Origin of the sequence: Polymorphobacter fuscus, assembly GCF_011927825.1 — a bacterium.
GTDB lineage: Bacteria > Pseudomonadota > Alphaproteobacteria > Sphingomonadales > Sphingomonadaceae > Sandarakinorhabdus > Sandarakinorhabdus fusca.
In genome coordinates, this window is sequence record NZ_JAATJI010000001.1 from 2,170,388 (window position 1) to 2,184,417 (window position 14,030).

Annotated in this window: 11 protein-coding genes; 6 read left to right on the forward strand and 5 right to left on the reverse strand. The window is 63.7% G+C overall.

Annotated features, from left to right (window positions below):
• Positions 1–22 precede the first annotated feature (22 nt).
• On the forward strand, positions 23–886 hold the full coding sequence (locus tag GGQ62_RS10315) for a hypothetical protein (protein ID WP_243446087.1): 864 nt from the start codon (positions 23–25) through the stop codon (positions 884–886).
• Here the strand turns inward: GGQ62_RS10315 and GGQ62_RS10320 are convergent.
• Positions 883–1,623: a sulfite exporter TauE/SafE family protein gene (locus tag GGQ62_RS10320; protein ID WP_207790487.1), complete on the reverse strand. Its 741-nt coding sequence runs from the start codon at positions 1,621–1,623 to the stop codon at positions 883–885. The two genes, GGQ62_RS10315 and GGQ62_RS10320, sit on opposite strands and share 4 nt — an antisense overlap.
• A gap of 166 nt (positions 1,624–1,789) precedes the next feature.
• On the opposite strand from GGQ62_RS10320, the gene lptB reads away from it, so the two are divergent.
• Entirely contained in the window at positions 1,790–2,581 is a 792-nt protein-coding gene (lptB, locus tag GGQ62_RS10325; RefSeq protein WP_152577736.1) for an LPS export ABC transporter ATP-binding protein, read from the forward strand.
• A gap of 2 nt (positions 2,582–2,583) precedes the next feature.
• The gene (rpoN, locus tag GGQ62_RS10330; RefSeq protein ID WP_152577390.1) at positions 2,584–4,065 is read left to right on the forward strand and encodes an RNA polymerase factor sigma-54; all 1,482 of its coding nucleotides are present in this window, start codon (positions 2,584–2,586) and stop codon (positions 4,063–4,065) included.
• Between the two features lie 147 nt (positions 4,066–4,212).
• Here rpoN and phnE read toward each other — a convergent pair whose 3' ends face one another.
• The 3 genes from phnE to GGQ62_RS10345 are packed head-to-tail and all read right to left on the reverse strand — an operon-like array spanning position 4,213 to position 7,039.
• Complete coding sequence (gene phnE / locus GGQ62_RS10335) at positions 4,213–5,235, reverse strand: phosphonate ABC transporter, permease protein PhnE (protein ID WP_152577389.1); 1,023 nt, start codon at positions 5,233–5,235, stop codon at positions 4,213–4,215.
• Complete coding sequence (locus tag GGQ62_RS10340; RefSeq protein WP_152577388.1) at positions 5,232–6,005, reverse strand: phosphonate ABC transporter ATP-binding protein; 774 nt, start codon at positions 6,003–6,005, stop codon at positions 5,232–5,234. The genes phnE and GGQ62_RS10340 overlap by 4 nt, the downstream gene beginning before the upstream one ends.
• Positions 6,002–7,039, reverse strand: a complete 1,038-nt coding sequence (locus GGQ62_RS10345) for a phosphate/phosphite/phosphonate ABC transporter substrate-binding protein (protein ID WP_207790486.1) — start codon at positions 7,037–7,039, stop codon at positions 6,002–6,004. Before GGQ62_RS10345 ends, GGQ62_RS10340 begins: the two co-directional genes overlap by 4 nt.
• Before the next feature lie 2 nt (positions 7,040–7,041).
• Between GGQ62_RS10345 and GGQ62_RS10350 the strand changes: the two genes are divergently transcribed.
• Entirely contained in the window at positions 7,042–7,881 is an 840-nt protein-coding gene (locus GGQ62_RS10350) for an HAD-IIA family hydrolase (RefSeq protein ID WP_152577387.1), read from the forward strand.
• Here GGQ62_RS10350 and GGQ62_RS10355 read toward each other — a convergent pair.
• Positions 7,875–8,750, reverse strand: a complete 876-nt coding sequence (locus tag GGQ62_RS10355; protein ID WP_152577386.1) for a MurR/RpiR family transcriptional regulator — start codon at positions 8,748–8,750, stop codon at positions 7,875–7,877. The two genes, GGQ62_RS10350 and GGQ62_RS10355, sit on opposite strands and share 7 nt — an antisense overlap.
• A gap of 244 nt (positions 8,751–8,994) precedes the next feature.
• On the opposite strand from GGQ62_RS10355, the gene GGQ62_RS10360 reads away from it, so the two are divergent.
• Complete coding sequence (locus GGQ62_RS10360) at positions 8,995–11,883, forward strand: TonB-dependent receptor plug domain-containing protein (RefSeq protein ID WP_167649575.1); 2,889 nt, start codon at positions 8,995–8,997, stop codon at positions 11,881–11,883.
• Positions 11,884–11,907: 24 nt separating this feature from the next.
• Complete coding sequence (locus GGQ62_RS10365) at positions 11,908–14,007, forward strand: phosphocholine-specific phospholipase C (RefSeq protein ID WP_152577384.1); 2,100 nt, start codon at positions 11,908–11,910, stop codon at positions 14,005–14,007.
• Positions 14,008–14,030 lie beyond the last annotated feature (23 nt).

Genomic DNA, 14,030 nt, shown 5'->3' on the forward strand with positions numbered 1-14,030 from the left:
GGAAAGGGCGAGCGCGCAGGCAATGACGCATTTCGATGGCTGGACCGCGGCGGGCCTGATGTTCATGGCCAGCGCCGTGGCGCCGATGCGGTATCTGGCTATCAACGTCGCCGCGCTGGTCATCGGCCTCGCGTTGCTGGCGCTGATCGTCCGGAACCGCCGTGACGCTGCCGGCACGGGCATGATGGTGCTGGCGGCGGCGACCGCCTTGCTGGCAACGATGCTGTCGGGCACGATGATCGACGGTGTCGCGCGCTGGGTCAGCATCGGCGGGATCGTTCTGCAGCCGAGCCTGATCCTGTTGCCGCTGATGGTCGCCGCCTTCGCCCGCACGCGCGACGCCGCGGGCACGGGGGGCATGGTCATCGCCGCCGTGGCATTGGCGCTGCAACCCGACCGGGCGATGGCAGGCGCACTGCTTGCCGGCATGGCTGCAATGGCCATCGCTGCGCGGGACCGGCACATTCTGGTTGCGCTGGCCGCGGCCGCCGCAGGCTTCGCTGCCGCGCTGCTGCAGCCCGACACCTTGGCGCCAACGCCCTATGTCGAGCAGGCGTTCGGCTCGGCATTTGCCGTCTCGACGGTCGTCGGTCTCGGCGCGCTGACCGGCGCTGCCTTGTTGCTGCTGCCGATGGCGGTCCGCGGCGATGCCGCCCTGCCCGTCTTTGCAGCCACATGGCTGGCGATCTTCGTCGCCGCGATTCTCGGCAATTATCCGACGCCCTTCATCGGTTATGGCGGCAGCGGCATCATCGGCTATCTGCTGAGCCTGGCGGCGCTGCCCGGACGCCTTCAGGACACGGCGGGCGGGCGTCACCGGTCACCCGCCGACTCCCGCGACGGGCCCGATCGCCATGCCTTGCTGGCCCCGACGGCGGCCTGCTAACCCCGAAGGAAAAGCCCGACCGTCAGCGCCGCGCCGATGACGATGACGCCGATCTTGATGACCCGTTCGGGCAGCACCTTGAGCGCCCGCGCGCCCAGATAGCCGCCGAGGATCGAGCCGGCCCCGATCGCGGCCGCCTGGCCCCAGGCCACGGCGCCCGAAAAGGCGAAAACCGCCGCCGCCGCGAGGTTGCTGAGCGCCACCAGCACATTCTTGGTGCCGCCGGCGTTGCGCACCGGCATCCGCGCCAGCGTCAGCGACGCCAGCGTGACGATGCCGGCACCGCCGCCGAAAAAGCCGCTGTAGACCGCAATGATACTCTGCGTTGCCACCGTCACCCAGGCCGGTGGTGGCTGGCTCGCCAGCCTGGGCTTGTTGCCGAAGGTCGACCAGGCGAACAACAGGGTCGCCGCCAGCACCAGCCACGGCACCATCACGGCAAAGGCCCGTGACGGCGTGACGAGCAGCAGCAGCGATCCGGCGATACCGCCCACCAGACTGATCAGCGCCAGCCAGCGAAATGCCACGCGATCGGTGCCCGACACCAGGGACCGGCCCGCGATACCGGTGGTGATCTGGCCGGGAAACAGCGCCATCGTGGAGGTGATATTGGCCAGCTTGGGATCGAGCCCGGCGGCGATCAGCGCCGGCAGGGTGATGAACGACCCGCCGCCGGCCAGGGCATTCTGCGCCCCGGCCCAGAGGCCGGCAGCGAACAGCAGGAGCATCATCGTCATCGGCTTGGCGTTTCGACGGTCGCCTGCCCGATTGCAAGGCATTGGAAGGGAGGCTGCACGCCGGAAACGCCGTCGAGGCCTTTGCAAGACGCGCCTGAGGCTTTACCATCGCCTTGCCATGCAATATTCGCGCCAACTGGCGCAGGCAGGCCGGTTGGGAGCAACGATGGCGTTGAGTGAGACGATCGAACGCAGCAGCGAGCCGCCCGAAGGCATCGAACATGCCGGCGGCGTCACCAATGGCCTGTCGGTCGATGGCATCGGCAAACGCTATGACAAGCGGGTGGTGCTGCGCGATGTGTCGCTGTCGGTGCGGCGCGGCGAAGTCGTCGGCCTGCTCGGCCCCAATGGCGCCGGCAAGACGACGTGCTTCTATTCGATCATGGGGCTGGCGATGCCCGATTCGGGCCGCATCCTGCTCGACGGCCACGACATCACCAGCCTGCCGATGTACCGGCGGGCGGTGCTGGGGCTCGGCTACCTGCCGCAGGAAACGTCGATCTTTCGGGGCATGACGGTCGAACAGAATATTCTCGCCGTGCTGGAAGTCGCCGAGCCCGACAAGGCGGCCCGCGCCGCGCGACTGGAGGCGCTGCTCGGCGAATTCAACATCACCCGGTTGCGCGACGCGCCGGCGATGGCGCTGTCGGGGGGTGAACGCCGGCGCTGCGAGATTGCCCGGGCGCTGGCCGCCAACCCGTCGATCATGCTGCTCGACGAGCCCTTTGCCGGCATCGACCCGATTTCGATCGCCGATATCCGGGCGCTGGTCGTGCAGCTGCGCGATCGCGACATCGGCGTGCTGATCACCGACCACAATGTCCGCGAAACGCTGGAAATCGTTGATCGCGCCTGCATCATCTACGATGGCCGGGTGCTGTTCGAAGGCACGCCGCAGGCCCTGGTCGCCGACGAGAATGTCCGCCGCGTCTATCTGGGCGAGGATTTCGCGCTTTAGCCATGGGGTTGGGGCCGCGCCTCGAGCTGCGACAGTCGCAGCAGCTGGTGATGACACCCCAGCTGCAGCTGGCGATCAAGCTGTTGACGCTGACCAATGTCGAGCTGGAAACCTATATCGGCGACGAGATGGAGCGGAACCCGCTGCTGTCCACCGACGACAGCAGCGATGCGCGCATGGACGGCGACGTGCCCGCCGAAGCGGCGCCGGCAGCGGTCGATCCGGTCTCGGGCGGGCTCGACCAGCTGATCGGCGCACCAACCTCCGCCACCGACGCGCCGCTCGACATCGACTATACCGGGGAAGCCTTCCACCACGACAGCGGCAGCGACCTCAGCGACTGGGGGGCCGCGGCCAGCAGCGGCGAGGGCGAGGACAATGATTTCGAACGCTTTGCCGATGCCGAGGCGTCGCTCGCCGATGTGCTCGGGGCGCAGGCCAGTGCCGCGTTCGAAGCGGCCGATCTCGTCATCGCCCGGCATCTGATCGATCTCATCGACGACGCCGGCTATCTTACCGAAACGCTCGACGTCGTCGCGGACCGGCTCGGCGTCGATCTGGCGCATGTCGAAGCCGTGCTGTCGGTGATCCACGGCTTTGAACCCACCGGCGTCGGCGCGCGCAGCCTTGGCGAATGCCTGGCCCTGCAGGCGCGCGAGGTCGACCGGCTCGATCCGGCGATGGCAGCGCTGCTGGATCATCTCGACCTGGTGGCGCGCGGCGACCTGCAGGCGCTGGTCCGCGTCTGCCGTGTCGACCGCGAGGACGTTGCCGACATGATCCGCGAATTGCGGCGCTATGACCCCAAGCCCGGCCTGCGCCATGGCGGGGAGCGGGCGCCGCCGGTCGTCGCCGATGTCTTCGTCCTGCGCGGCGACGATGGCGAATGGTATATCGAACTCAACCAGGCGACGCTGCCGCGGCTGATCATCGATCGAGACTATCAGGCGGTGCTGGAACAGGGCGGCGACAAGGCCACCACCAATTTCGTCGGCGATTGCCTCAACAGCGCCAACTGGCTGATGAAGGCGCTCGACCAGCGCGCCCGCACCATCGTCAAGGTCGCGTCGGAAATGGTCAAGCACCAGCGCGGCTTTTTCGAACATGGCGTCAGCGAACTGCGGCCGCTGACGCTGCGCGCCATTGCCGACGCCGTGGAGATGCACGAATCGACAATCAGCCGGGTGACGTCGAACAAATATCTCCAGTGCGAACGCGGACTGTTCGAGCTGCGCTATTTCTTCACCAGCGGGATCGGCAGCGCCGACGGCGGCGCGGCCTCGTCGGCGCTTTCGGTCAAGGACCGGATCGCCCGGCTGATCGCCGCCGAAGGCGACGACACGCTGTCCGACGACCAGCTGGTGACCATCCTGAAAGGCGAAGGTTTCGACATCGCCCGGCGCACCGTCGCCAAATATCGCGAGGCACTGGGGCTGGCGAGCAGCTTCAACCGGCGGCGGGCAAGGCTGGTCGCCGCCGCCTGAATTGCGCGGTCGACAAGCTGTATCGAAGATCGGGCAGCTGGTCGTGGAACGCTGGCGCGCTTCGGCAGCCGGAGCACCTTCGACACCGGCCAGGGTGTCTTTCAGGACCGCCCTGGCTCTGTTTCCAACCGTGTGAACCGCGCGACGTCAAATCAAACGACGGCGCAGCCAGCTCGAAAGCTGGTCTATGGCGAATACGAGAACGAAGATGGCGATCAGGATCGTGCCGACATGGGCATATTGATAAAGGTCATAGCGCCCCTTCAATTCCATGCCGATACCGCCGGCGCCGACCAGGCCTATGACGGTCGCCATCCGCACATTGCGGTCAAGAATGTAGAGCGTGTAGGCTACATATTGCGGCAGAACCTGTGGCAGGATGGCGTAACGCAGGACCTTCAGCCGGTTGCTTCCCACGGCTGTCAGTGCCTCCTGCGGACCGGGATCTGCATTCTCGATGTCCTCCGCGTAAAATTTGCCGAGGAAGCCGGCGGCATGAAGCGCCAGCGCGAGGACGCCTGCGGCGGGACCGAAACCATAGGCGAGAACGAAGAACAGCGCGCTGATCAATTCGGGTACCGAGCGCAGCAGGCTGACAACGCAACGGCTGAGAATCACGAGCAACGGGTGAGGCGAGAGGTTGCGCGCTCCAAGGATGGCGAGGGGGACGCCGATCAGCACCGCCAGGAGCGTGCCCCAGGTCGCGATTTCCAGCGTTTCGATGAGCTTGGCAACCACCTGGCGCAGATATCCGAAGGGTTCGACAAGCACCTCGCGCTCCGTGGCCCGCGCAACCATGCGCATGGTTTCGGGATCCAGCGATTGCACCACCAACGTCTGCGTTTCGACGCGGGCGAACAGGGGTAGCCGGTCACGGTCGAAACCGGCAATCCGTCCGATTTCGGTGATTTCGGCCAGCTGCGGCGGAAACATCCTGACGAGAATCGTGCCAAAGCCGCGCGCGACCTGCGAATCGTCGGCAAGGCCGGCGACCGCTGCAATGCCCTTGCCGGATTCGAAAATCGCCGGCCCGATCTCGACATCGGCGCCCGTGCGAAACAGGACCATGAAGGCAACGATGGCAACAAGCAGGGTGCGCCATCCGAACGGGCTCGGGAAGTGCCAGGTCCCGGAAGGCCGGGCGAGAGCCGCGATGTCGGTTGCGGTCATGCGCCGACGGCCTCTCGCAGCGAACATGGTTCGGACCAGCCTGGGTCATAGATGTGCGCAAGACCTTGCCTGGCAAGCGCCTTGGGCGTGCCGTTGAACACGACCTGCCCATCCCTCAACGCCACAATCTGGTCCGCGAAGCGCATCGCCAGATCGATCTGGTGCAGGCTGCACAGCACGGCCGCTCCGCGCTGCTTCGCTTTGCGGCGAATCAGCGCAAGGATATCGATGCTCGTTTGCGGATCGAGACTGGCAACGGGCTCATCGGCAAGCACATGGTCGGGATCGAGCATGAAGGCCCTGGCGATGCCGACACGCTGCTGTTGCCCGCCCGACAAGGACGCGACACGGCGCTGCAAATGTTCCTCGCCAAGCCCGACATCGGCGATCAGCGCGCATGCCGTCTCGCGCAACGCTTTGGGGAACAATCCCAGCAACGCGCGGCCGGTCGAAACGGCCGGAAGCGCGCCCGCGATCACATTTGTCGCGACGCTGGCGCGCGGCGCAAGATTGAACGACTGGTGGATCATCCCGATGCGCGGACGAAGTTGGCGAAGCGTTGCCGCCGTCACGGCCACGCCGTCCACGACGACCCGCCCGCTGCTGGGGCTGGCCAGTCCGTTCACGCAACGCAAAAGCGTCGATTTGCCTGCCCCGGAGCGCCCGAGGATGACGCAGAAATGGCCGGCTGGCACCTCGAAGCTGACATCGGCCAGCCCGACCGTGCCGTCCTGGTACCGCTTGCCGACATGCTCGAACAGCAGGCTCACCGCTCGGACGCCTTGCGGAGTATGTCCGCCTTCAAGGCATCGTCCAGCTTGGCCATGACGACGCCCGCGACGTCGAACTGTCCGGATGCGAACGCTGTATCATAGCGGTCGATCTTCTTGCCGCCATAGCCGCGGATCATGTCGGAGGTTACGCCCGGTGCCTTGTGCACGCCGGCAAAGGCTTCTCGCAGTTTCGCCTTCAAACCCGCCTCGACCCGCGTGCTCACGATCAACGGTGGATAGGGAATGGACGGACTCCTGGCGACGACGCGGACCGTTGCGGGATCGATCGCATGTTCTGCCACCGCTTTTTCGAAACTGTCGAATGACAGCGCAGCTGCATCTGCCTGACCTTGGACGAGCGCCGCCAGGCTTTCGGCATGGCTGCCCGTCATGCGGATCGCACCCAGGTCGCGGACCGGATCAAGGCCCGCATCCAGAATCATCGCCATCGGATAGACAAAGGACGAGGTGGAATTGACGTCGCCGAATGCCACCCGCTTGCCCTTGAGGTCGGCAATGACGCGAATTGGCGATGCTGCCTTGGCGAAGATGCCCGAATAATAGGTGGACTGGTTGTCTTCCACGCCGACGGCGAGCAATTCGGCGCAGCCACGATCGCGCGCCTGAAGATAGGTGACGGGTCCGACAAAGGCGATATCGGCGCCGCCGTTGCACAGGGCTTCGACGACCGTCGCATAGGACTGGCCAACCCGGATGTCGAAGCCGAGCCCGGTCATGCGCGAAACCGCCTGGAAGATCGGTTGATAGTCCGCTTTGGTGCCATCCTCGGTGCCACCATCGGCAGGGATCAGAACAACACGCAGGGCGTCCTGCGCGGGCGTATCGACCTGCGCACAGCCAGCCGACACCAGCAGGAGCGCCGCCAAACCCCAAAGCAAACGCATGATCGACTCCTGCCGCAGCGACGGCTGAGCCCCGCCATTCCGCCCGCCGCTTAGGGCAGTGATGTGACATATTCGTGATGTAATCCGCATTTGCACAATCGAATATTTGAGATTATCGCACTCCACTCATGAGCCTTGATCCGAGCCGTGCACCGCGCGCAGTCTTTTTGAACGACCCACTTGTCACGCGGTCGACGCCGGGACGGATCGCCAGGGACGAGGGCCCGATCGCGTCGGACGACCATTTCATTCTCGACCTTGATGGCACGCTGCTGCGGGGGGGGCATGCGACCGAGGGCGCCCATGTCTTCAGCCGCGCCGTCCAGGGTCGGTTCGTGCTGCTATCGAACAATTCGAGTGAAACCAGCCGGTCCTTGAGCGCCAAGTTGCGCCGGCTCGGTTTCGATATTCCAGCCGAGCGGATCATCCTCGCGGGCGAGGAAACGATCGGTTTCGTCGCCCGCCGATATCCGGGTGCGCGTTGCCTGATTGCCGCCTCGGACGTGTTGCGACGGTGTGCGCGGAACCGCGGGCTCGTGCCGGTCGTCGACCATGCCGATGTTGTCGTCCTGGCGCGCGACACGCGCTGGACCTATGCCAAACTCACGCTGATCGCCAACGAGGTACGGCGCGGCGCGGTGCTGGTGGCCGCCAATCCCGATCTCACCCATCCCGGCAACAACGGCTTGGTCGTGCCGGAAACGGGCGCGTTGCTCGCGGCGGTCGAGGCGGCAGCGGGCGTCGCTGCCGATCATGTGATCGGCAAGCCCTCTGCGACCCTGTTCGTCGCCGCGCTCGACCGGCTGGGATCGACGCGCCGCAATACGATCGTGATCGGCGACAATCCGCTGACCGACCGTGTCGGTGCCACGGCGCTCGGTTTGCGTTCGCTCATCGTCCACGCCGATCGCCACGGCGGACACCCCAATCTGGCCGACCTGTGTTACCGGCTTGCAGACGGTCAATAACGCTTGAGCGACAGGATCTCGAAAGACCGGCGCAGGACCGCGCTGGACGCCTCGTAATCCTCGAGCGCGAGGCAGGCGATGAGCGCATCCAGCACCGCAAGCTGGCCGATCCGGCTTGTCATCGCCTCGGTGCGGAAATTGGTCTCACGCGCCACGGTGAACAGCACGATGTCGGCAAAGGCGAGGATGGGCGACTTGCCGTAGTTTGTCACGACGATGGTCGTGGCGCCGGCCTCGCGTGCAAGCCGCGTCGCCGTGAGCGTCTCCTGGCTCGATCCCGAATGCGAGATCGTCAGGGTCGCGACATCCGGCCCGGTCAGGCTGGCGCCGATCGCTTGAATATGGCTGTCAACCAGCACCCTTGCCTGCACCCCGATCCGCATGAGCCGATAGCCGGCGTCCTCGGCGATCGAGGCTGCGGAGCCGATGCCATAGACCTCGACGCGGCGGGCGCGCCGGATGGCCTCCGCCGCCCGGACAAGCGCGGGAATGTCGAGGCTGGCGCGGGTGTCCTGCAACGCCTGGATGTGGCTCGCAAAGACCTTGCGCACCACCGTATCGGCATGATCGCCAGGCTCCAGATCCTCGTGGATGAACTGGACGGGGGCGACAAGGTCCTGGGCCAGCGCAATCTTGAACTGCTGAAAACCGGTATAGCCAAGCGTCTTGGCAAGGCCGACGACGCTGCCTTCCGAAGACTCGGTCTTTTCCGCCAGTTCCGTCACCGACATATGGACGACCTCGCTGACGTTATCGAGCACGAATTGTGCGATTCGCCGGCTGGTTGCCGGCAGGCTCGCCGCCATGCTCTGCAGCCGCGCGGCCGCCGGCTGGATATATTGTCCATGGGTTCGGGGCTGTCTGGTCATGCCGCCTCGATAGCCTTGCCCTGGTTGGCAGAGAAGCGGATTCACGCCAGCGGGCCGCGAGAATCGCGATTGCAACCATAAGCAAGCAAATCGCTGCCCAGAACTGGATATAGATATCTCAGTTTTTGCGGTCGTAATCTGAGAATGGTTCATTTGCTTGTCACAATCGCTCCTTATGCACCGCCTCGGAACACGCGGATGCGACGGCCCAAGGCCAAGCGTCCAGTCACGAAGGGGCAAGGGAATGCGTACCTCAAAACAACTGTTGCTTGCGGGGCTGGCAAGCTCGGCACTGACCGTTTCGACCGGCCATGCTCAGGAACTCGCCCAGTCAAGCGCCACGAGTCCGACCGTCGCGCCGGATGACACCGGCGCGATCGTGGTCACCGGTTCTCGCATTCCGCGTCGCGAGCTTGAATCGGCCATGCCGGTAACCGTGATGGACTTTGACGAGATGGCGAAGCTCGGCCGCCTCAACGCCTATGATGCGTTGCGGCTTGTTCCCGCTCTTTCACCAGGAACCGGTGCCTACACGTCTGGCCGTTCGGATAGCCAGGCGGGCGCCGCCTATCTGAACCTGCGCAACCTGGGCGCCAACCGGACCCTCGTGTTGATCGACGGCCAGCGCCAAGTGTCCGGCACCGTGACCGCATCGCAGGTCGACATCAACATGATCCCGGCCGGGATGATTGACCGGATGGAAGTCGTGACCGGCGGCGCTGCAGCCATCTACGGCGCCGATGCGGTAACCGGCGCCGTCAACATCATTACCAAGAAGGATTTTCAAGGCTTCCGCATCACCGCCCAGCAGGGCATCTCCCAGCGGGGGGATGCGCCGGAGACAAATATATCGCTGCTGGCCGGCGGCAAATTTGCGGATGATCGGGGGTCCGTCACCATCGGGGCGACATACCTGAAGACGGGTGCCCTTCTGCAGTCCGACCGGGCGTTTTCAAGAAACCACCTGTCATTCTGGCCAAATCCGGCGAATACCGGACCGCGGGACGGGATTCCGGACAATCTGAGCTATAACGAGTTCTACCTTCCGTACAATTCGGATGTCCCTGCCCTGTACATTCCCAATAATGACACTTTCTATACCTATTTCCAGGGACAGTTGCAGCCGCTTCTGGGAAAAGAGAAGCTCAGTACCGGCGAGTTCGCGCGTGTCAACGGGATCAACAATCCCGACGTGATCAGAAGTTACCAATATTATTATCCGATGAGGCTCGGCCAGCGAACGATCGCGGGGATGGCGAACTTCAGCTATGATCTTGCAGACTGGGTCAAATTCGGCGCCCGTTTTTCCTATGGGCGTACCCAGCCGAGCGGCCAGATTTCCCTCTATCGCGAGGATTCCCGGACCCTTTTCGCGGCCCCCTTCGGCGGTGCGGTGGCGCGCATCGATAACCCCTACATGCCAGAAAGTGTCCGCACGCTGTTGACGGGGTTCGGACTGACCCGGGCCAACATCTCTCGTTACTACGAGAATTGGCCCAAGATCGAAGTCAGGGAAGATCGCCAGACTCTGACCACGTCCCAGAATTTGGGCGGCAAGATTTCAAACTCCGTCAGTTGGCAAGTCTATTATCAATACGGCCGCACCACGCAGGACATGACGGTGCCCAACATCCCACGGACGTCGCGTTGGGTGGCAGCCCGCGATGTCATTGCCGACCCCGTGACCGGCCAGCCGGTCTGCCGCGATACGGCGGCACGTGCGGCGGGTTGCGTGCCGTATAATCTGTTCACCAGCGACCCGATGACCCAGGCGCAACAGGACTATATCCTCACAACCGTCCGCGGCCGGAGCGAAATTTCCCAGAACCTGTTCGGCGCCGACCTGAACGGGACGCTTTTCCAATTGCCGGCGGGTGACGTGTCCTTCGCTGCCGGCGTGGGTCGTCGCACCGAATCGGCCACGATGACCGGCGATCCGCAGACTCTCAGCGGCGACGCCCGACCGGGCGGCTTCGAGGGCGTGGTCCCGAGCACCAATGCGCAGGGTTCGCTGGGGGTGACCGAAGCATATGGCGAGCTTGTCGTCCCGATCCTGCGCGACAGGCCGTTCTTTCGCCGGCTCGAAGTCGAAGGTGCCTATCGCTATTCCGACTATCGCGACCTCGGCGACACGCACACATGGAAGGCTGGCGCCATGTGGGAGCCGGTCGAAGGGCTGACGATCCGCGGCACCCGGTCGCGCAGCGTGCGCGTGCCCAATTTCGGCGAACTGTTCGCCCCGGTCAACACAGGCATCACCGGTTCGATCAGCGACCCCTGCCTGTTCGTCAACTATAATGCCACCCCGACGCGGGCCGCAAACTGCGCAGCCTCGGGGGCACCGACCCCGTTGGCCAATTATTCGGACAATGTGATCGTGCAAAGCGGTGGCAATCCTGATCTGCGGCCGGAAGTATCGAACAGCTATACGTTCGGTACGATCATCCAGCCCCGTTTCGCCCGGGATCTGAGCATAACGGTCGATTACTGGAATATCGAAATCAAGGATGTCATCACGACATTCCCGCTTCTGCAGATGTTGAACTATTGCGTTGATCTGCCGACCACCGACAATCCTTTCTGCCCTTATGTTCAGCGCGGGCCCGACGGCAAGGTCACATTCGTCTCCACCCAGAATGTCAATGCTGCGAGCCTGTCGGTTGAAGGCGTCGATATCGGTGTGAACTACCGGCTGCCGCTGGGCAGCGGGCGGCTGAACTTCGCGTTCAACGGCAGCTATCTCATCCAGCGCAGGATCGAGGCCGTTCCCGGTGAGCCGGCTTCGATCATCAAATATGCCGGCGGCTATTCCGATCCTCGCTTCCGCGGCTACCTGCTGACCAGCTTCGACACCGAACGCTATACGGTTTCGCTCGGCACGCAGTTCATCAGCGCAGCGAAGGTCGATCCGAACGTCTCCGAAGAGTTTTACGACGACAACGACATACCCGCGATGGTGTACAACGACGTTCAGGTGACGCGTCGGTTCGACAACGGGTTGGAGATTGGCCTGGGTATCAAAAATCTGCTCGATACCAAGCCGCCGTATAACCCGGCCACCCTCTATGGCGGCGGCGGTCGCTATGATCCGATCGGGCGCACCTTTTTCGCACGCGCCGGTCTGAACTTCTAATCCAGAAAAAATGAGGCCGATGCGATGGCAAGCAACAACAGACGCGATTTCCTGAAGTCAGTCGGCGCGTTGGGCGCCGCCGCCGCGCTTCCCACCAGCATCGACCGGGCATTCGCCGTGCCGGCGCGCCGGGTGACCGGAACGATCAAGGATGTGAAGCACATCGTGATCCTGATGCAAGAGAACCGGTCCTTCGACCATTATTTCGGCACGATGAAAGGTGTGCGCGGTTTCGGCGACCGCCACACCGTCCCGCTGCCGGGCAATCGCACGATCTGGCAACAGCATAATGGTGCGCGTGTTCGTCCGCCCTTCTGGCTCGACACTGCCAAGACCAGCGCCATGCGGGTGCCCGACACACCGCACACCTATCCCGATACCCAGGCGGCATGGAACCAGGGCAGCTTCGGCGCGTGGCCCAAGTTCAAGTCCGATTACGCCATGGGCTTTTACAGGCGATCGGACATTCCCTTCCAGTTCGCGCTCGCTGAAGCCTTCACGGTCTGCGACGCGTATCACTGCTCGCTGATGACCTGCACCGATCCGAACCGGATCGTATTCTGGTCCGGATCCAATTTCGATCCTCGCGAGCGGGCACGCGGGGTCAATTGTCGGGAGAACCGGGCCGAAATCTACAATGTGCGGTGCCATGTCAAAGGCGCGATGCCCGATCCTGGCTATAGCTATGGCGGCGATGCCTTCGAATGGGAGACAATTCCCGAAGTGCTCGAAAAGAACGGGATAGGGTGGCGCATCTATCAGAATCCCAACGACAATTGCTCGGGCCTGTTCCACGGCGGCCTTGCGTTCAAGGGTTTTCGTGATAGCCGGCCGGGCGATCCGCTGTACGAGCGCGGGATGCGGCACTGGTCGCTCGATGATCTCGCACGGGACGTGCGGGAGGGGACGCTGCCGGCCGTATCCTGGATCCTCCCCCCGGCGGATTGGTCCGAGCATCCATCCGCCTCGACTCCCATCGAGGGCGCGGAATATACCGCGCGCATCCTCGATGCACTCACGGCGAATCCGGACGTCTGGGCAAGCACCGTCTTCTTCCTCAACTTCGATGAAAACGACGGCTTTTTCGACCATATGCCACCGCCTGCGCCGCCCTCCTTCAACAAGGATGGCACGGTCGCGGGCAAGGCGACCTTCGATCTGGCAGGCGAGTATTACGACGATCATGACGGCAAATGGACGTTGCCGGAAGACAATGTGACAGGGAAGGTCCGTCCCTGGGGCCTTGGACCGCGCGTGCCCATGGTGGTCGTCTCACCATGGAGCAAGGGCGGCTGGGTCAACAGCGAGACATTCGATCACACCGGCATCGGGCGGTTTCTGGAAAAGCGCTTCGACATAAATGTGCCCGCCATCAGCCCCTGGCACCGTAAGATGTGCGGCGACCTGACCTCCTGTTTCGATTTCAGCATGGATGCGGACCGCAACTTCCCACCCTTGCCCGATGCCCGCGGCTCGCGCGCCGCGCTCGCCGAACAGATGCAGCACTTCCCCATCATACCGCATTTTCAATCGAAGGGGATGCTGACCCAGGAACAAGGCCTGCGTCGCTCGCGCGCCTTGCCGTACAGACTGCATGTCGATGCGCGGACACGGCAAGGGGCGGTGACGCTTACCTTCGTGAACGATGGAACAGTCGGCGCGACGTTCCATGTCTACGACAAACAAAATCTTGACCGCATTCCGCGCCGCTACTGCGTGGAAGCCGGCAAGACACTCGATGACCAATGGTCAATCGGCGAAAACGGTTTCGATCTTGTTGTGCTTGGATCCAACGGATTCATGCGGTCCTTTCGCGCTCCCCTCCGTACGGAAGTTCCGGCGCTGGTCGCGCGATACGACAGCCGCCGCAAGGAGATTGCGCTCACCATCGACCATGTCGGCACGAACCCTCTCGATGTCATAATGGCCGAAGATCGCTACGCCGTGAACGAACCGCTGCGCATCGGCATCACCGCCGGGTCTCGGGCCAAGGCACGTTGGTCGGCCGAAAAAAGCCATGGCTGGTACGACTTCACTGTGACGGCAGGCAATTTCGTGATGTGCCTTGCCGGACGAATCGAGGACGGAAAGCCCAGCGTCAGCGATCCGCTGATGCACGTTTAGGACAGGCGGTGCCTCGACGCTGG

Coding starts and splice junctions, on each gene's coding strand:
- GGQ62_RS10360 (WP_167649575.1), top strand. CDS start 8,995: ATGCGTACCTCAAAACAACTGTTGCTTGCGGGGCTGGCAAGCTCGGCA.
- GGQ62_RS10350 (WP_152577387.1), top strand. CDS start 7,042: ATGAGCCTTGATCCGAGCCGTGCACCGCGCGCAGTCTTTTTGAACGAC.
- GGQ62_RS10315 (WP_243446087.1), top strand. CDS start 23: ATGACGCATTTCGATGGCTGGACCGCGGCGGGCCTGATGTTCATGGCC.
- phnE (WP_152577389.1), bottom strand. CDS start 5,235: ATGACCGCAACCGACATCGCGGCTCTCGCCCGGCCTTCCGGGACCTGG.
- rpoN (WP_152577390.1), top strand. CDS start 2,584: ATGGGGTTGGGGCCGCGCCTCGAGCTGCGACAGTCGCAGCAGCTGGTG.
- GGQ62_RS10365 (WP_152577384.1), top strand. CDS start 11,908: ATGGCAAGCAACAACAGACGCGATTTCCTGAAGTCAGTCGGCGCGTTG.
- GGQ62_RS10320 (WP_207790487.1), bottom strand. CDS start 1,623: ATGACGATGATGCTCCTGCTGTTCGCTGCCGGCCTCTGGGCCGGGGCG.
- lptB (WP_152577736.1), top strand. CDS start 1,790: ATGGCGTTGAGTGAGACGATCGAACGCAGCAGCGAGCCGCCCGAAGGC.
- GGQ62_RS10355 (WP_152577386.1), bottom strand. CDS start 8,750: ATGACCAGACAGCCCCGAACCCATGGACAATATATCCAGCCGGCGGCC.